Raw genomic sequence first — 16863 nt, 5'->3', positions numbered from 1 at the left:
CCTGGAGGCGGGCATAACCTTTTCCCCGTCCCCAGCGTTGTCTCCCATACAAGGAGTTTTCATTGAGCAAGTCCGCCGCAAAAAAAATTCAAGCTATCCGTGGTATGAATGATTTATTGCCCAGCGAAAGCCCCCGCTGGCAATTTTTTGAAGCCAAGGTGCGTCAGTTGATGCATCGCTATGGCTTTGATGAAATCCGTACGCCCATTGTTGAACAAACGGCGCTATTTGCTCGCTCTATTGGTGAAGTCACCGATATTGTCGAAAAAGAGATGTACACGTTCGACGACCGCAACGGCGACAGCCTGACGCTGCGGCCCGAAGGTACAGCTAGCTGTGTACGGGCAGCGATGGAACATGGCTTGCTGCATAACCAAACGCAACGGTTGTGGTATCAGGGCCCGATGTTCCGCCACGAGCGTCCGCAAAAAGGCCGCTATCGTCAATTTCATCAGGTAGGCGTAGAAACGTACGGCTTTGATGGACCGGATATCGATGCGGAAGTCATTCTGCTTTCAGCGCGTCTATGGCAAGAGCTGGGCTTACTGGAGCATGTGACGCTAGAGCTTAACTCCCTAGGCTCCACAGAGGCGCGCGCGGCCTATCGCGATAAACTCGTCGCTTATTTTGATCAGCATCACGACGTCCTTGATGATGACTCTAAGCGTCGCCTCACCAGCAACCCACTGCGCATTTTGGATTCCAAGAATCCAGCGATGGCGGAAATGCTGAACGGTGCGCCGCAGTTGATGGATCATTTGGACGATGAGTCGCGGACACATTTTGAACAACTCAAAGCAATGCTGGATGCAGCAGGCATCGACTACGTTGTTAACCCGCGCTTGGTACGCGGTCTTGATTACTACTGCCGTACGGTATTTGAGTGGACGACCACGGCCCTAGGCAGCCAAGGCACGGTATGTGCAGGCGGCCGCTACGATGGCCTGGTCGAACAACTAGGCGGAAAGCCCACGCCAGCCGTTGGTTTTGCCATGGGTATCGAGCGCTTAATATTGCTGCTGGAAACATTAGACCTGATTCCAGAAGAAGCGCTAGGTGGCTGCGATGTGTATCTGCTCCCCATGGATGACAACGCTACTATTGTCGCCCTCACCCTGGCTGAAAAACTACGTAGTGAGCTGCCAACCCTTAGGCTGCAGTTGCACTGTGGTGGCGGTAGTTTTAAAAGCCGTATGAAAAAAGCGGACAAAAGCAACGCACCTGTTGCAGTCTTATTGGGCGAAGATGAGCTAGCAGAGCAAGCCGTAACGCTTAAGTTCCTGCGTGATGATCGCGAGCAGTTGCGTGTGTCTCAGGCTGAGCTCACCGCGACACTGCAAAACCTAGTGCCCCACTAACCTTACTGCCTACTCTATTGGCAGACGAACACTCGCCAGCCGCCCTTGCGGCTGAGCTAAAGAACAGGAGGCCGCCCGTGGCGGAGCTGAGAAGCGAAGAAGAACAGCTAGAGGTAATTAAACGCTGGTGGAAAGAGAACGGAACCTCTCTCATAGCAGGGGCTGTTCTTGCTGCGGCGGGTGTGTTTGGCTGGAATGCATGGCAAAACTATCAAGAAGGCCAAGCAGAAGCCGCCTCCGTGCGATATCAGCAACTCGTCAACATGACCGCTGGTAACACCTTGGCAGATGATCAGTTAGCCAATGCCCGTGAGCTCATTGATGAAATCACCAGTGACCATGGCAAGACCCTCTACGCAGAGTTAGCACAGTTGCTGGAAGCACGTTTAGCCGTTCAACAGGGTGACCTTGATGCAGCAAAAAGTGCGCTTGAGAACGTGGCTAGCAACTCCTCTCGCCGCTATGTGCAAAGTCTTGCATGGCTGAGATTAGCGCGCATTGAGATTGCAAACGACAATCCACAAGCAGCCCTGAGTTTGTTAGATGAGTCGATTAGCGATGCTCTGGCAGCTCAACAGGCCAACGTGCGAGGCGACGCTTACGCTGCGCTAGACCAAACAGAACAAGCGCGAGACGCTTGGCAAACTGCGCTAGAACTGGCTCAAACCCAGAATCAGCCGCTTTACGGCGTACAGTTCAAGCTTGACGATCTCGGCGTCGAAGAGGTGACACAATGATCATGACCAGTCTTCCCAAATCGCTATTTTCAAAGCCGTCTGTGCGCATTACCGTCGGAGCCGTGGCACTCGCCTTGCTAGCAGGCTGTGCCAGTAAAGGCGAACCGGCTTACACGCCTAAAGAGCTGCGTAGTTTTACAGAAACCTCTACGCTTGATGGCGTATGGAGCAGGAACGTAGGCGACGGCCTTGGTCGTGCCCGCTACCCCATTGCTCCGGCTCGCGAAGGTGACACCGTATTTGCTGCGGATGCCAATGGATTGGTCGCCGCCTTTAACGCCAATAACGGCAATCGCGAGTGGGAAATCGAGCTGGATACGCCTATTTCAAGCGCGCTTAACGCTATTGCAGGTCAGGTTTATTTAGGCACTCGTAACGGAGAAGTTATTTCCCTGGATCAGCGCGACGGTAGTGTCAATTGGCGCTCACGGGTTTCCAGTGAAGTGCTGGCAGCACCTCAAGCGAATCAACAGCTACTACTTGTGCAGAGCGTTGACGGCCAAATCACCGCACTCGACCGCGTCACTGGCGAGGAGCGTTGGGTATATGCCAGTTCACAACCTTCGCTCACCCTTCGTGGTACCGGCACGCCAATGGTCATTGATCCTGTAAGCTTTGTTGGCTTTGCTAACGGACGACTAGCAACATTAGACAACCGCAATGGTCAACCACTGTGGGAGTTACAAATTGCTACTCCCCGCGGACGTAGCGACGTCGACAGGTTGGTTGATCTTGCCGGTCAGCCGGTAGTAACTCCTGATGGCCGACTTTTCGTTACTAGCTATAACGGTAGCGTCGTAGCGTTGGAAGCAACCCGCGGTGGCGTTCTATGGGAAAGCAACTTATCTAGCCGCCATACCCCTATTTTGGTAGGTAACATTCTGCTAGTGGTCACTGATGATAGCCACGTCGTTGGCCTGAATGCCGACAACGGACAGGAATTGTGGCGTAACGATGACTTGGAAGACCGCCGGTTAACAGCACCTGCGTTTGCAGATGGCCGCGTGGTCGTCGGTGACTTCGAAGGCTACGTTCATCTACTTGATGCCCGCGAAGGCACGTTAGTAGGCCGTACGCGCGTGCACAAATCTGGCATCAGCGTGCGTCCTGCCACTGAAGGCAGCACCATTCATGTCCAGGCCAATAATGGTCGCCTGGAAACCTTGGAAGTAACTCCATGACACCCGTCATTGCTTTAGTCGGTCGGCCCAATGTAGGCAAATCGACGTTGTTTAACCGCCTAACCCGCTCACGCGATGCGCTCGTAGCGGACTTTCCTGGCCTTACCCGAGACCGTAAATACGGGAACGGAATGCTAGGCGGCAAAGCGTATACGGTGATTGATACCGGCGGCATCAGCGGTGACGAAGAAGGGATTGATGCGGCAATGGCCGAGCAGTCCCTGGCCGCCATTGATGAAGCCGATATTGTACTGTTTCTAGTAGACGCGCGCGCAGGGCTTAACGTGGCTGATGAAGCCATTGCGAACCATCTGCGCGTTAATCAGAAAAAAACCTGGCTAGTGGTCAACAAAACCGATGGTTTGGAAGAGCATTCGGCCATGGCCGACTTCTGGACCTTAGGTCTTGGCGACCCATGGCCGATTGCTGCCGCCCATGGCCGCAATGTCTCACTGCTCATTGACACAGTGCTGGAGCCGTTTCCCGAGCGCGATCCCAGCATTCCTGGGGATACCGGCACCAAAGGCATTCGTATCGGTGTTATTGGCCGTCCCAACGTGGGCAAATCCACATTGGTTAATCGGCTGTTGGGCGAAGAGCGCGTTGTTGTATTCGATGAGGCGGGCACTACCCGCGATGCGATTGAAATTCCGTTCGAGCGTCGTGGTAAGCCCTACGTATTGGTTGATACTGCGGGTATTCGGCGGCGTAAGAACGTTCGCGAGATTGCTGAAAAGTTTTCTATTATCAAAACCCTGGATGCTATCAAAGAGTGTCACGTCGCCGTGATGGTACTCGATGCACGCAGCGGTTTAGTTGAGCAAGATCTCCACCTGCTAGATTACGTGCTAACCACTGGCCGCGCGTTAGTACTGGCCATCAATAAGTGGGACGGACTGGAAAGCGAAGCGAAAGAGAAAATGCGCGCAGAAATTAAGCGCCGCCTGGGCTTTGCTGAGTATGCCGAGATGCATTTTATCTCCGCCCTACACGGCACCGCTGTGGGTGATCTTTATCCTTCGATCGAACGAGCTTTCAATGCCGCGAACGCTCACTGGTCGACCAACCGATTGACCACGCTGCTTCAAGATGCGGTCAGCCAGCACCCGCCGCCCATGGTTAACGGCCGGCGTATCAAACTGCGCATGGCACACCAAGGTGGTAGCAACCCACCTATCATCGTAGTGCATGGCAATCAGACTGAATCACTGCCGGAAGCCTATCGCCGCTATCTAACCAACACCTTCCGCAAAGTGTTGAAGGTTCGCGGTACGCCAATGCGCTTTGAGTTCCGTTCGGGTAGCAATCCGTTTGACCACATGGCAGGGGCAAGCGATAAAGAGAAAGCCAAAAAACGCGAGCTCAACCGTACTAAAGAAGCACGTAAAAGCCGCCGCTAATGCTAGCTCATTAATCTACCAAACGCCTGCTGACCCTCATCAGCAGGCGTTTTGGTTGATGGCCCCCATTATCGAGTAAATCTGCTTGACAGCTACCCGCACGAGCCCTCAAATAGCCGCGTTTTTCGGCAATCGCCACTCTGACATTTTGCACCTCTGAACCTTTGCCCTTCTTAGACATGATGGATTGACCTGCCCCTCCTCAACTTCGTGGGTTATGTTGAGGTTGAGGCAACAACGCAGAGCCACTATTAAGGGAGGCAGGTCATGAAACAGTCTAGCGTAAATCAACCGTCCTTTGGTGAACGCCGTAGCGGCGCTGGCAACGTCCATGCCGCTTATATCGGCCTGGATGTGCACAAGGCCACCATTGCCGTCTCTATCGCCGAGGCGGGGCGGCTCGAGCCCGAGTTTCGTGGCGAGATTCCTAACGAATCCAAGGCCATTGACAAGATGATTCGCCAGCTCAGCCAGCGGTTCAACGGGCAGCCTCTGTTGTTCAGTTATGAGGCTGGCCCTTGTGGTTACGGCCTCTATCACCAGATTCAGGCCAGCGGCCATGATGGCGAAGTGGTTGCCCCATCACTGATTCCTCGTCGTGCGGGAGATCGCGTCAAGACCGACCGACGAGACGCCGTCATGCTGGCCCGTCTCTCACGTGCTGGCGAACTCACGCCGGTCTGGGTGCCCACGCCCGAGCAGGAAGCCATTCGTGATCTGACACGTGCCCGTGAGGATATGAAGGCCATTGAGCTTAAAGCACGTCAACGTCTGAGCGCATTCTTGCTACGCCACGGCAAGGTCTACACTGGCAAAAGTAAGTGGATACCGGTTCATTTTCGCTGGCTCGAGACCGTCCGCTTCGATAATCGGATTCAGCAGATCGTGCTACAGGAGTACATTGAGGCCGTGAGAGAGGCTCAACGACGCGTTGCAGGGTTAGAGAAGCAAATGGAAGCGGCGTTAATGGAGTGGTCACTGGCCTCGGTGGTTCGGTCGCTAATGGCGATGCGTGGGATCAGCCTGATTACCGCCATGACAGTGCTGGCCGAGCTGGGTGATATCAGCCGGTTCGACTCACCGCGGCAACTGATGGCCTACCTGGGACTAGTGCCCAGCGAGCACTCCAGTGGCGGTAGTCGCCGACAGGGAGGCATCACTAAAACGGGTAATGGTCATGTGCGTCGTGTGTTGGTGGAGGCCGCCTGGAGCTATCGCTTCCCCGCGCGCAAGACGCGCATTATTGAGAAGCGAGCCGAGCAGACCACGCCGACGGTGCAGGCAATCGCCTGGGAAGCACAGAAACGACTCTGCGGACGTTACCGTCGATTGGCGGCCACGGGCAAGATGAAGCAGCAGGTTATCACCGCCGTCGCGCGCGAATTGACGGGGTTTATGTGGGCGATTGCCTGTGAGGCTATGGGCAAACCGCACGGAAGCCGGGCAACCGCATGACTATCACGTTCCAGTGTCTAGGTGTCAGGGAGCGTCGGGCCGGTGGGAGAACCCCTGGCCCTCCTATGAGGCCCCGCCCTCTGGGGCTGGGTGACCCTCGCTTGTAGAGCAGGGTAGCTCCGCGACGAAGTGATGACAGGTCGGTAACCAACCCACGAATACCAGAGAGATCCACCGTCGCAGATAGCCCTTCGCTTCCTGACCCCTAGGCATTGAGGACAACCGAATGAACGAAAGATAACCGTGCCCTTGACAGGTCAATCCATACCAGGAGGGATATTAATGCACTACGCAATTAAACGCGGGCGCGGTTTGCTCTTGCTGCTGATGACAAGCTTGCTAGCAGGTTGCCTTGCCCTGCCCCAAACAGGCTTATTTGCCTTTCGCTTGGCGGTAACATCGCTGGGCATTGAAGAGGTGCGTATTGGCTCTTATAACGTGCAAGCAGGGCTTGATACTAGCGACCTGACAAGTTTGCTTGCGTCTAGCCTTGGCGCTGGAAGCTTGCCCGTTCAGGCCACCTTAGCAATGGGCCTTGGTTTACCTACCGGTATGCCCGCTGTTGAGATGTCAGGTTTCCGTTGGATGCTCGATATGCCGGGGGTCGATCCAGTGCAAGGCCAATATCAAGAGGATGTAACGCTAACATCAGGGGAAGACTCAACGTTACGTCTACCGGTAGCGTTTGACATCCTGACTACCGACACTCAGCGTATGATGCCAATGCTAGAACTCGCCAGTCAGTTAGCCACCCAGGGCTCACTACCGCCTGGCAGTGAGCTTGCTATCACGCCAGGAGACCTGCGTGGACTGGGTATGACATTACCTGCAGGGCTTTTAACGCCGACCATTCGCCTGAACGTAGGCGCCGACGGCCAGTTAACGCCTGTGCGTTAAGCCTGACGACTTCCTTCATGAAGCCGTTTGCGGCCCACCCACTGGGCTGCAAACTGCCAAGCCGTTCGGCCACTGCGCCCTCCTCTTAGCGTTGCAAAGCGAACCGCTTCTGCTCGTGCGGCATCACTCCAATCCTGCTTATCACCAATACGAGCTACCCAATGCTCACAGACCTCTAAGTAAGTCGCTTGGCTGAAAGGATGAAAACCTAACCATAAGCCGAAGCGATCTGACAATGAGATCTTTTCCTCAACAGCGTCACCGTGATGTAGCTCTTCACCCACAAGACGCGTACCGCTATTGTCGTCCATGGATTCCGGCAATAAATGGCGGCGGTTAGAAGTGGCATACAACAAGACGTTTTCCGGCGGCCCTGTTAATGCGCCGTCTAAGACGCTTTTGAGTGCCTTGTAAGCATCATCATTACCTTCAAATGAAAGATCGTCGCAATACACCACGAAACGATGCGGCGTATCGCGCAGCTGTTCTACCAATATCGGCAGACTACCCAAATCGTGGCGATCCACTTGGATCAATCGCAGCCCATCATTCGCCAACGAGTTAAGCAGCGCACGAATCACCGATGACTTCCCGCTGCCACGTGATCCCCATAGCAAACCATGGTTGGCGGGTAGCCCCTGCAAAAATGCACGGGTGTTATCAACTAAGGCTAATTTTTGGCGCTCGATACCTAACAGGTCATCCAGTGTCATCGTGTCGCGCGGTGGCACGGGAACTAAGCGACCACCTAACGGGTGGCGCTGCCAAATAGCCGCCACATGCTTGTCCCAATCCACCTGGATCGGTGCAGGCGGCAACCAATGTTCTACGTGGTCCAGCAACCGCGTTAAGCGTTGGCTCAATTCAGCATCCATGATTGTCCTCAGAGTGCGTTATGATATGAGTTGATTTACCACTGACAGTGGTTATCTTGTGTGCAAAGATCCCTACTCGTCTATAAGGAAACCGCTTATGCGCTGGCTTCGCCCCCTGGCTGTTGCTGCACTGTGTGCTTCTGTCGCAGCATGCTCCACGTCACCTACCGGTCGCTCTCAGTTGCTGCTGCTTTCAGATGATCAGCTTAATCAAATGGGCCAGCAAGCCTTTGCGCAGTATCAACAAGATATTCCCACCGCAGGTCAGGCAAGCCACCGCTATGTACAGTGCATCGCGGATGCCATTGTAGAAGTATTGCCAGCCGAACAGCGTAATCTTGATTGGCAAATCCGTGTCTTTGAATCTGAACAGCCCAACGCCTTTGCTCTGCCCGGTGGCTACATGGGTGTAAATACGGGCATGCTTGATATCGCCACCAATCAAAACCAGCTTGCCTCGGTTGTCGGCCACGAAATTGGCCACGTCATTGCGAATCATGCCAACGAACGCGCCTCAACAAAAAGCGCAACGTCACTTGGTTTATCGGTACTTGCCAGCACCTCCGGCATGCAAACCCCGGGTGGCCAACAACTGATGGGGGTACTGGGGATGGGAGCGGAATACGGTATTGCGTTGCCGTTCTCCCGTAGTCATGAAAGTGAAGCCGATGTTATCGGCCTTCAGTTAATGGCCCAGGCAGGTTTTGACCCACGGGAAAGCGTTACCGTTTGGGAAAATATGCAGGCGGCCTCCGGCGGTGGCGCCCCACCCGCCTGGATGTCGACGCACCCAAGTGAAGGCCAGCGTATCGAAGGGCTTCAAGCCAGCATGAATAACGCCATAGCAAGCTACGAACAGGCGCGTAATAGCGGCCGCACTCCCAACTGCCCACGCCCCTAGGCACCTTAATATTGAGGTTTGAATGATTCGACTTGGTTTATTGCTGCTTGTCTTGCCGATTTTAGTGTTGCTCGGCGTCTATTTCTGGGAGCTTGGTGACGTACGCGCTTGCCAGCTCGACGGGGGGCATTGGGACTACCTGACAAATGCGTGCCGTGACACGCCGCAGCCCTTTGTATCGTGGCTTGAGCGCTCACCGCTGCTAGTCAACGGTGGCATGCTGGTCTCTGTGGTTGGTCTCGTTATGTGCATGATTGGCTTTTACACCAAATCTCGCTAAACACGAGAGAACACAACCAGCATTAACCAGTAAAGGCAGCAGCAAGGGCTGCCTTTTCTTTGTGGAGCACTCACAAGCTAGCTAGTCACTGGCAACGTTCAACGATTGCCTTAACAGTGTACGCACCGGGGCTGTTTCGGGCCGCACGTTACGCCATAAAAAGAAAGATTCGGCGGCTTGCTCGACCAGCATACCCAGGCCATCGAGCAACTTGGCGCCGTGTGGCCCTGCCCACTGTAAAAACACCGTGGGTTCCGAGCCATACATCATGTCGTAGGCCCAAGCGCCTTGGTTAAATAGGTTATCCGGTAACGGCGGCAAATCCCCAGAAAGACTGGCGCTGGTGCCATTGATCACTAGATCAAACTGGCCTTCTAACAAGTCAAATCCGCCGCCCTGAAGGGTACCTAAGTCGGCAAATGCGTCTGCTAATTGGACGGCTTTTTCCGCCGTTCGATTGACGATAACAACGTCACGAGGTTGCTCGGCAAGCAGCGGTTCTAGCACGCCACGCACTGCACCACCGGCACCGATCACCAACACGCGTTTACCCTTAATGGGCACATGATGGTAACCAAGGTCACGCACTAGCCCAATACCGTCAGTGGTATCACCGTAGGTACGGCCATTGCCGCCGACAATCAGCGTATTCACCGCCTGAGCACGCTTGGCACGGTGGCTCAGGGTATCGCACAGCGCAAAGGCATCGCCTTTGAACGGTACAGTCACGTTCGCTCCACGGCCTCCTGTTGCCACAAATTCTCGCCAAGCACTGGCAAAACCTTCCACCGGTGCAAGTTCGGCGGTATAGGTCATAGGTTGCTGAGTTTGGTTAGCAAACTCTTCGTGAATTAATGGCGACTTAGAGTGCTTAATCGGGTTTCCAAACACACAGTAACGGTCGGTCATACAGGCTCCTTACACTTTACCCAACTGGGTGGCTTCGGCTAGCCAATCGCGTGGCACCAAGTACTCGTGCAATTTAGCCTCTCGGCTACCTGCGGGCGGTGTAAATGCGTACTCCCAACGGGCCAGCGGCGGCATAGACATTAAGATGGATTCGGTGCGCCCGCCGCTTTGCAGGCCAAACAGAGTGCCCCTATCCCAGACTAGATTAAATTCAACATAGCGGCCGCGACGATAGAGCTGAAAATCACGCTCTTTTTCACCCCATGCATCATCTTTACGGCGCTGCACAATCGGTACGTAGGCATCCAGAAAGCTGTCGCCCACCGCACGTTGGAAAGCAAAACAGTCGTCGAAACCGCCTTCATTTAAATCATCGAAAAATAGCCCACCAACACCTCGGGTTTCTTCACGATGTTTAAGATAGAAGTACTCATCGCACCAAGCTTTGTAGCGCGGGTAGACCTCTTCGCCAAATGGCACGCAGGCAGCCTGGGCTACCCGATGCCAGTGCACAACATCTTCAAACACCGGGTAGTAAGGCGTTAGATCAAAGCCGCCACCAAACCACCATACCGGCGCTTCACCCTTTTTTTCAGCAATAAAGAAACGGACATTTCCGTGGCTTGTCGGCACATTAGGATTTTCAGGATGGAGCACCCAGGAAACACCCACCGCATGAAAGCTGCGTCCGGCTAGTTCCGGTCGTGCCGCCGTCGCCGAGGGGGGCAACTGAGCCCCGTAAACATGCGAGAAATTAACACCACCTTTCTCGAAAACAGCGCCTTCTTCGATGACCCTTGAACGTCCGCCGCCGCCTTCTTCACGCTGCCAGCTATCTTCTTTAAATGTCGCTTTTCCATCAGCAGCGGCAAGCCCGGCGCACAACCGCTCCTGCAGGTCCAGAAGGTAATGTTTAACGTCGTCTAGGTGCTCGTGAGCCACAGTAACTCCAAAGAGGTCGAGGATAAGTGTGATTGGTAAGTAGTCAATGACAGAGACAGCTCAAGGCGCCTCGCTATGAACGCATGACTTTGCCCGTCACCAAGTCTTTGATGGTGCTGGGTTTTGCGTTACCCCCAAGCTCACCCGCTACAATCGCGGCGACCTCCTCACCGAAAATGGACGCGACTTCGTCAGCACTCATGGCGGGTGGGTCACCCGCGCGATTAGCGGAGGTAGAGACTAGCGGGCCACCAAAGGCCTCACAGAGCGCCTTCATCAGCGGATGGTCGGTCACCCGTAGAGCCACACTCTGATGGGCACCGCGCACTAACCCATGACTACGGCCATTGTCAGGCACTAGCCAGGTATTAGGGCCAGGCCAGCTGGCCGCTAAGGGCGCATGCAGTGCAACTGGCAGTTGGTTTAGCCAAGGCTGAAATTGCTGAATATTCGCAGCAACAAGAATCACCCCTTTGGCGGGATCACGCTCTTTCATACGCATCAAATGCGCCAGCGCTTCATCGTTATCTGGGTCACAGCTCAGCCCCCAGACTGCTTCGGTGGGGCAGGCGATAACGCCCCCCTCTTTTAATGCTCGTACCGCCTCTTTAACCTCAACAGCCGATTTCATAGATGCTCCTCGTTACAAACGCGGCCCCTCATCACCTGAGATTGATACATCTTCAGTAGATGAAAAACGGTTACTTACATCCTACCATGGCCGCGTCAAACGCACCCAGCCGCCCGCTTGCTGCGCTACTTTGCCATCAAGTTCCAGCATCAATAACCGTTGTTGGCATTCACTGACCGTAAGGCCCGCGCTCTGAACTAATATATCAATTGGCGTTGGCGTTGCGCCCAGTGCGCTTAGTACATTGTCCTTAGGCTCATCGTCCTCGATAGGCAAATCAAGGCTTGTGTTGTCAGCGATAGCACGTGGACCGGTTGGCATATAGCGTTCAGCCCAGTGCTGCAACTCTTCTAAAATATCGTCCACATGACGCACCAGCGTCGCACCGCTACGTAATAACTGCAGGCAACCACGAGCCTGCACGTTATGTAGCGACCCGGGCAGTGCAAACAGCTCACGGTCTTGCTCAAGGGCTAATCGTGCGCTTACCAATGAGCCGCTCTTCTCAGTCGCTTCGACCACTAACGTACCTAATGAAAGGCCGGTCACAATTCGGTTCCGCCGAGGAAAGAAGGCTGGCCGAGCAACGGTTCCTGGCGGATGCTCGGATAATAACAAGCCTCCTGGCACGCTACTTAGCTGCTCATGTAAATCACGGTGACGGGGCGGATAAATGACATCAACGCCACAGCCAAGCACCGCAATCGACTGCCCTCCTGCCGCTAACGCTGCGCGCTGTGCAACCCCATCAACCCCGAGAGCCATGCCGCTGACAATGCACCAGCCGCGATTAGCAAGCTCTCTGGCAAACGCCTGAGCATTACCATTTCCTTCAGAGGTAGGACGCCGAGTACCCACCATGGCCAGTTTTGGGCCATCTAGTGCGCTAAGATCACCTTGTGCCCACAGCACCACAGGTGGGTCCGGCAATTGATCGAGCAACTCAGGCCATGCAGGATGATTGCGATGGAGCAAATGGCGATTAGGCGCAGCCGCTAGCCATGCGAAGGTATGGTCGACTGCCTGCTGCAACGGGCTGCGCTCTGGCTGCGCTAGCCAAAGTCGCAGCGCACTCGCGGCATTACTGGGCAGCCCAGCAAGCCAGCCATGGGGCCACTGCGGCTGTTTGGCGGCCAGCGCTGCGGTGCGAAGCGCCCCCATGCCCGGTAGCTCATTCACCACTAGCCACTCCTTGGCATCCATACCTATCCCCTGTTAGTTCCGTGGTGTTTAGCGTATCGGCGTGTGTACCCGGTCTCCAACCGCTAAAACGTTCGATGCCTGCATCACCAACGCATAGCTCATCAGGCTATACGGCTTTACCACCATGACTCTTCCCGCCTCAGTGGCGGGTAGTTGCAGAAGCTCCTGACTACGCGGGTCATTAACAAGCTCTCCCTGTTGGCCAACATGTAATACATGACCGGGCTGCAAGCCATCCTGAGTACCAATATCCAGTGCCACTATTTGTAAGCGTCCAATAAAGCGCACTCCGCCAGGTACCGCAATAATCTGGCCAGCGACATCGTTCAACGGTAAACGAGGCTGAAAGCTATTTTCTGACGACAGAGATTCAAACAGCGGGGCGTCAAGCGGCAGCAAAATATCGTTATTACGCACCTCCTGGTAAGCACTGAGTACTTCTAGGCGGGCAATCTCTCCCTCTCTGCTGAGCTGGCGCGCTTCGCCAATATTGATTAACTCCGTACCTAACGGAGTACCCTCAGCGGAAACATAACGCTCGCCCGGACGATAAATACCTAAACGTGCTCTGGACGGTAGTACGCCGCGCGCATACAGCGTATCGCCCGCGCCACTCATCAAGCGTTGATTCTCGCCGCCCACGACGTAGGCCAGCTCCCGTATAGGCGCGCCTGGTTCTACGACGCGATGCTCTCGCAAAAATGCCCGGATCGTTTCCATCGGCAGCGGCGCTATTGCCTCTTGCTGAGGAACGGCGCGCATTTGGGGAGAAAGCTTTACCACCCGCTGCGGAGATTCCCACGCCAATGCGGCGGTCGTCATAAGCGTCAAACATGCCAACGACACGCTATAATAAAGAAACCTTTTCGCCACTGCCCTTTTCACCACCATCCTGTGCTCTCTTGTCAGTTATGGGTGAAGCCGTTGAGGGGAGCTGCATGGCGTTGTACGTGCCCAGGAACGCTTACAGCATGATATAGTGGCCGATAGTAAAGCACTTAGGCCTGCCAACACAGGTGGCAAGGCCTGCTCATATTAAAGACTCAGCATAACGGTGATTGTAACGCCATGGCCAAACTTCCTATTCTCGAATTCCCCGACGAGCGCCTGCGCACCAAGGCTGCACCGGTGGAAACCGTTGACGATGAGGTCCGCCAGCTCGTCGACGATATGTTGGAGACCATGTACGACGCGCGCGGCATCGGCCTTGCAGCGACGCAAATCGATGTTCATCGGCGTGTCGTAGTAATGGATGTCAGCGACGATAACTCACAGCCGCTAGTACTTATTAATCCGCGCTACGAGCCGATTGGTGACGAAAAAGAGCCGCTTTCTGAAGGCTGTCTATCGATTCCGGAATACTACGCTGAAGTCCCGCGCTATTTAAAAGTAAAGCTGAACGCGCTAGATCGTAGTGGTGAGCCCTACGAGTTAGAAGCCGATGGTTTATTAGCCCACTGCATTCAGCATGAGTATGACCATTTGGAAGGCGTGCTTTTTGTTGACTACTTATCACCCCTAAAGCGTGACCGAGTGATGAAAAAGATGCAGAAACGCCACAAACTATTACACGACGCATAAACCGACCTACGCCGTGTTATTGCTGGCCGAGCTGACACGCTGCAAACGCACAGAATGTTATTCCTGGTGCGTTGTAGCGTTGCTTCTCGGCCTTTATTTGTTTCCCCCACGGCACACGATTACTTTCCCCCTTCAATGCTAGGTAGTCATCACCATGTCACAGTTGCGCGTTGTTTTTGCTGGCACGCCGGATTTCGCCGCTTCAAGCCTTGCTGCCGTGCTCGAAAGTCAGCATCAGGTGGTAGCGGTATATACTCAACCTGACCGCCCAGCTGGCCGCGGGCGCAAGCTCACCCCAAGCCCCGTCAAGCAGCTTGCTGTTGAGCATGGGCTACCTGTCTACCAGCCCGTCAGCTTAAAAAGCACTGATGCCCAAGCGGAACTGGCTGCATTGAACGCCGACGTAATGGTTGTCGTTGCTTATGGGCTACTACTGCCACAGGCCGTGCTCGATATTCCCCGCTTAGGCTGCATCAACGTGCACGCATCGCTGCTACCACGCTGGCGAGGTGCCGCCCCCATCCAACGCGCTATTGAAGCCGGTGATAGCGCATCAGGCGTCACCATTATGCAAATGGATGCGGGTCTGGATACCGGTGAGATGCTGTATGAAGTGCGTACGCCGATCACCTCGCGCACCACGGGCGGGGACTTGCATGATCGGCTGGCCATTCAAGGGGCGAATGCACTGATTAACGTGCTGGATGCGCTGGACAGCAATAATTTAAAAGCAACACCGCAGCCTGACGAGGGCGTCACCTACGCCGCCAAGCTCAGCAAAGCGGAAGCCGAGCTGGACTTCCATCAACCTGCCGAGCCGCTAGCGCGCAAAATACGTGCGTTCAACCCGTGGCCAGTGGCTTGGTGCACGTTAGGCAATGATCGCTTACGTTTGTTGATGGCCAGTGTTGAACTAGGTGAACAGCCTTCCACTACGCCCGGCACACTACTCGAACATGGCGAGGATCACCTACGCATTGCCTGTGGCGAGCAAGGCCAAGAAGTACTGTGCATTAGCCATGCCCAGTTACCTGGTGGGAAAGCGATGGCCGTGCGCGACCTGCTTAACGCCCGACAAACCCCGCTTATCGTCGGCGCACGCCTTGGGCACGCCGCCGCTCATCAAGGAGTTAGTGAATGAGCCAGAATCGCCCACCCAAAGGCGGCAGCGGCCAGGAAGTTCGCGCCGCGGCCGCCCGCGCGCTAGTACCTGTTTTGACTGACCAAGGCTCACTAGCCGGGCTAGATGAGCACAGTGTGATTGCCCGCGACCGCAGCCTGTTAAAAGAGCTGTGTTACGGTACTTGCCGACGCTTGCCGCGCCTGGAAGCGTTGGCTGGCGCACTGCTCAAGCAGCCTTTTAAAAAGCGCGATAGTGATGTTCACGCCTTGTTACTGGTGGGAATCTACCAGCTGCTTTATATGCGTATTCCAGCACACGCAGCGGTTGGCGAAACCGCTGGCGCCGCTCGCCTGCTAGGCAAAGAGTGGGCTACCCGAGTGCTTAACGGCTGCCTGCGCCGCCTACAGCGTGAATCCGAAGCGCTTCAAGCCGCCGTTGACCTAGATGAGAGCGTTGCCCTGGAGCACCCGCCCTGGCTGCTTAATGCGTTGCGCAGCGCTTGGCCTGAACAGTGGCGCGCCATTGCCGCAGCGAACAATGAACCAGGCCCCATGACGCTGAGAGTCAATCAGCACCACAACGACCGTGAAGCCTATTTACAACAGCTGACTGAGCAGGGACTAAGTGGGCACCTATGCCTACATGCGCCGGATGGCATTACCTTGGATGCACCCTGTGATGTCTCCATACTTCCCGGCTTTGAAGAAGGTCATGTCAGCGTCCAAGACGAAGCGGCTCAGCTTTCTGCCGCGCTGTTAGGGCCTGCATTAGCCCCCCGCCCAGGCGCCCACGTTCTCGATGCTTGCTGTGCGCCTGGCGGTAAAACTGCCCACCTATTAGAGCAGTTTGATATTGCTCTGACGGCCATTGATAGCGACAACCAGCGCCTAGGCCGTGTAGACGATACACTGAACCGCCTAGGCTTAACGGCAGAACTGCAGCACGCTGATGCTACCCAGCAAGACTGGTGGGACGGCGCGCCTTTCGACGCGATTTTGCTTGATGCGCCCTGTTCTGGCACGGGCGTTATTCGTCGTCACCCCGACATTAAAAAACTGCGCCGTAAAGAGGATATTCGCCAGCTCGCTAAGCTACAGCGCCAACTGCTGGATAACCTTTGGCCACTACTCCGCCCAGGCGGCACCTTGCTATACGCCACCTGTTCAGTGCTGCCCGAGGAAAACGCTGAGCAAATCAAGGCATTTCTTGACCGCACGCCCGATGCAGAAGTCACCACGCCAAATGACGTAGCCTGGGGCGAACCGAGTGGCCAAGGACGCCAACTGTTTCCCGCGCAAAGCAGTCATGATGGCTTTTTTTATGCCAGACTAGAGAAGCGTACTGCTTAACATACCGCCCCTACCGGGGCGGTAAACCGATGACAAGGATG

Annotated in this window: 17 protein-coding genes; 11 read left to right on the top strand and 6 right to left on the bottom strand. The window is 55.1% G+C overall.

Going from position 1 to position 16863, the window contains the following annotated elements; translation table 11 throughout:
• Positions 1-62: 62 nt before the first annotated feature.
• The 6 genes from hisS (at position 63) to J4377_RS03250 (ending at position 7028) form a co-directional block, all read left to right on the top strand.
• A complete protein-coding gene (hisS, locus tag J4377_RS03275) occupies positions 63-1358 on the top strand; it encodes a histidine--tRNA ligase (RefSeq protein WP_038481442.1) in 1296 nt (431 codons plus the stop codon).
• Between the two features lie 77 nt (positions 1359-1435).
• Positions 1436-2095 carry a tetratricopeptide repeat protein gene (locus tag J4377_RS03270; protein WP_253486746.1) on the top strand — a complete coding sequence of 220 codons (660 nt, stop codon included), beginning with the start codon at positions 1436-1438 and terminating at the stop codon, positions 2093-2095.
• On the top strand, positions 2092-3276 hold the full coding sequence (bamB, locus tag J4377_RS03265) for an outer membrane protein assembly factor BamB (protein ID WP_038481435.1): 1185 nt from the start codon (positions 2092-2094) through the stop codon (positions 3274-3276). The genes J4377_RS03270 and bamB overlap by 4 nt, the downstream gene beginning before the upstream one ends.
• A complete protein-coding gene (gene der, locus J4377_RS03260) occupies positions 3273-4676 on the top strand; it encodes a ribosome biogenesis GTPase Der (RefSeq protein ID WP_038481432.1) in 1404 nt (467 codons plus the stop codon). The genes bamB and der overlap by 4 nt, the downstream gene beginning before the upstream one ends.
• Positions 4677-4943: 267 nt before the next feature.
• Entirely contained in the window at positions 4944-6131 is a 1188-nt protein-coding gene (locus J4377_RS03255; protein WP_231658611.1) for an IS110 family transposase, read from the top strand.
• Positions 6132-6413: 282 nt separating this feature from the next.
• Positions 6414-7028, top strand: a complete 615-nt coding sequence (locus J4377_RS03250) for a hypothetical protein (RefSeq protein ID WP_253486744.1) — start codon at positions 6414-6416, stop codon at positions 7026-7028.
• On the opposite strand, the gene J4377_RS03245 is transcribed toward J4377_RS03250, so the two are convergent.
• A complete protein-coding gene (locus J4377_RS03245) occupies positions 7025-7903 on the bottom strand; it encodes an ATP-binding protein (RefSeq protein ID WP_038481426.1) in 879 nt (292 codons plus the stop codon). The two genes, J4377_RS03250 and J4377_RS03245, sit on opposite strands and share 4 nt — an antisense overlap.
• A 97-nt stretch (positions 7904-8000) precedes the next feature.
• On the opposite strand from J4377_RS03245, the gene J4377_RS03240 reads away from it, so the two are divergent.
• Together J4377_RS03240 and J4377_RS03235 are read left to right on the top strand one after the other, a co-directional pair.
• Positions 8001-8804: a M48 family metallopeptidase gene (locus tag J4377_RS03240; RefSeq protein WP_198348628.1), complete on the top strand. Its 804-nt coding sequence runs from the start codon at positions 8001-8003 to the stop codon at positions 8802-8804.
• A gap of 22 nt (positions 8805-8826) precedes the next feature.
• Positions 8827-9084 carry a hypothetical protein gene (locus J4377_RS03235; protein WP_038481419.1) on the top strand — a complete coding sequence of 86 codons (258 nt, stop codon included), beginning with the start codon at positions 8827-8829 and terminating at the stop codon, positions 9082-9084.
• A gap of 81 nt (positions 9085-9165) precedes the next feature.
• Here the strand turns inward: J4377_RS03235 and aroE are convergent, their stop codons facing one another.
• From aroE to J4377_RS03210, 5 genes are all read right to left on the bottom strand, one after another.
• The gene (gene aroE, locus J4377_RS03230) at positions 9166-9993 is read right to left on the bottom strand and encodes a shikimate dehydrogenase (RefSeq protein ID WP_253486742.1); all 828 of its coding nucleotides are present in this window, start codon (positions 9991-9993) and stop codon (positions 9166-9168) included.
• 9 nt (positions 9994-10002) lie between these two features.
• On the bottom strand, positions 10003-10935 hold the full coding sequence (gene hemF, locus J4377_RS03225) for an oxygen-dependent coproporphyrinogen oxidase (RefSeq protein WP_253486740.1): 933 nt from the start codon (positions 10933-10935) through the stop codon (positions 10003-10005).
• Between the two features lie 73 nt (positions 10936-11008).
• Entirely contained in the window at positions 11009-11566 is a 558-nt protein-coding gene (locus J4377_RS03220) for an L-threonylcarbamoyladenylate synthase (protein ID WP_038481410.1), read from the bottom strand.
• Positions 11567-11647: 81 nt separating this feature from the next.
• Positions 11648-12769: a DNA-processing protein DprA gene (gene dprA, locus J4377_RS03215; protein ID WP_253486738.1), complete on the bottom strand. Its 1122-nt coding sequence runs from the start codon at positions 12767-12769 to the stop codon at positions 11648-11650.
• A 27-nt stretch (positions 12770-12796) separates the two neighbouring features.
• Positions 12797-13591 (bottom strand): peptidoglycan-binding protein, encoded by a 795-nt coding sequence (locus J4377_RS03210; RefSeq protein WP_253486736.1) that lies wholly within the window; start codon positions 13589-13591, stop codon positions 12797-12799.
• 246 nt (positions 13592-13837) lie between these two features.
• Between J4377_RS03210 and def the strand changes: the two genes are divergently transcribed.
• The 3 genes from def (at position 13838) to rsmB (ending at position 16822) form a co-directional block, all read left to right on the top strand.
• Positions 13838-14350 carry a peptide deformylase gene (gene def / locus J4377_RS03205; RefSeq protein WP_038481402.1) on the top strand — a complete coding sequence of 171 codons (513 nt, stop codon included), beginning with the start codon at positions 13838-13840 and terminating at the stop codon, positions 14348-14350.
• Between the two features lie 154 nt (positions 14351-14504).
• Positions 14505-15491: a methionyl-tRNA formyltransferase gene (gene fmt / locus J4377_RS03200; protein ID WP_253486735.1), complete on the top strand. Its 987-nt coding sequence runs from the start codon at positions 14505-14507 to the stop codon at positions 15489-15491.
• Positions 15488-16822: a 16S rRNA (cytosine(967)-C(5))-methyltransferase RsmB gene (gene rsmB / locus J4377_RS03195; RefSeq protein WP_038481396.1), complete on the top strand. Its 1335-nt coding sequence runs from the start codon at positions 15488-15490 to the stop codon at positions 16820-16822. The genes fmt and rsmB overlap by 4 nt, the downstream gene beginning before the upstream one ends.
• The last annotated feature ends 41 nt before the right edge of the window (positions 16823-16863 follow it).

It is taken from the genome of Halomonas sp. XH26, assembly GCF_024138895.1.
Taxonomy (GTDB): domain Bacteria; phylum Pseudomonadota; class Gammaproteobacteria; order Pseudomonadales; family Halomonadaceae; genus Vreelandella; species Vreelandella alkaliphila.
This window is presented reverse-complemented; position numbering and strand designations above follow the sequence as displayed.

Coding starts and splice junctions, on each gene's coding strand:
- dprA (WP_253486738.1), bottom strand. CDS start 12,769: ATGGATGCCAAGGAGTGGCTAGTGGTGAATGAGCTACCGGGCATGGGG.
- der (WP_038481432.1), top strand. CDS start 3,273: ATGACACCCGTCATTGCTTTAGTCGGTCGGCCCAATGTAGGCAAATCG.
- aroE (WP_253486742.1), bottom strand. CDS start 9,993: ATGACCGACCGTTACTGTGTGTTTGGAAACCCGATTAAGCACTCTAAG.
- J4377_RS03235 (WP_038481419.1), top strand. CDS start 8,827: ATGATTCGACTTGGTTTATTGCTGCTTGTCTTGCCGATTTTAGTGTTG.
- J4377_RS03220 (WP_038481410.1), bottom strand. CDS start 11,566: ATGAAATCGGCTGTTGAGGTTAAAGAGGCGGTACGAGCATTAAAAGAG.
- J4377_RS03210 (WP_253486736.1), bottom strand. CDS start 13,591: ATGACGACCGCCGCATTGGCGTGGGAATCTCCGCAGCGGGTGGTAAAG.
- J4377_RS03240 (WP_198348628.1), top strand. CDS start 8,001: ATGCGCTGGCTTCGCCCCCTGGCTGTTGCTGCACTGTGTGCTTCTGTC.
- rsmB (WP_038481396.1), top strand. CDS start 15,488: ATGAGCCAGAATCGCCCACCCAAAGGCGGCAGCGGCCAGGAAGTTCGC.
- J4377_RS03245 (WP_038481426.1), bottom strand. CDS start 7,903: ATGGATGCTGAATTGAGCCAACGCTTAACGCGGTTGCTGGACCACGTA.
- def (WP_038481402.1), top strand. CDS start 13,838: ATGGCCAAACTTCCTATTCTCGAATTCCCCGACGAGCGCCTGCGCACC.
- J4377_RS03250 (WP_253486744.1), top strand. CDS start 6,414: ATGCACTACGCAATTAAACGCGGGCGCGGTTTGCTCTTGCTGCTGATG.
- J4377_RS03255 (WP_231658611.1), top strand. CDS start 4,944: ATGAAACAGTCTAGCGTAAATCAACCGTCCTTTGGTGAACGCCGTAGC.
- fmt (WP_253486735.1), top strand. CDS start 14,505: ATGTCACAGTTGCGCGTTGTTTTTGCTGGCACGCCGGATTTCGCCGCT.
- bamB (WP_038481435.1), top strand. CDS start 2,092: ATGATCATGACCAGTCTTCCCAAATCGCTATTTTCAAAGCCGTCTGTG.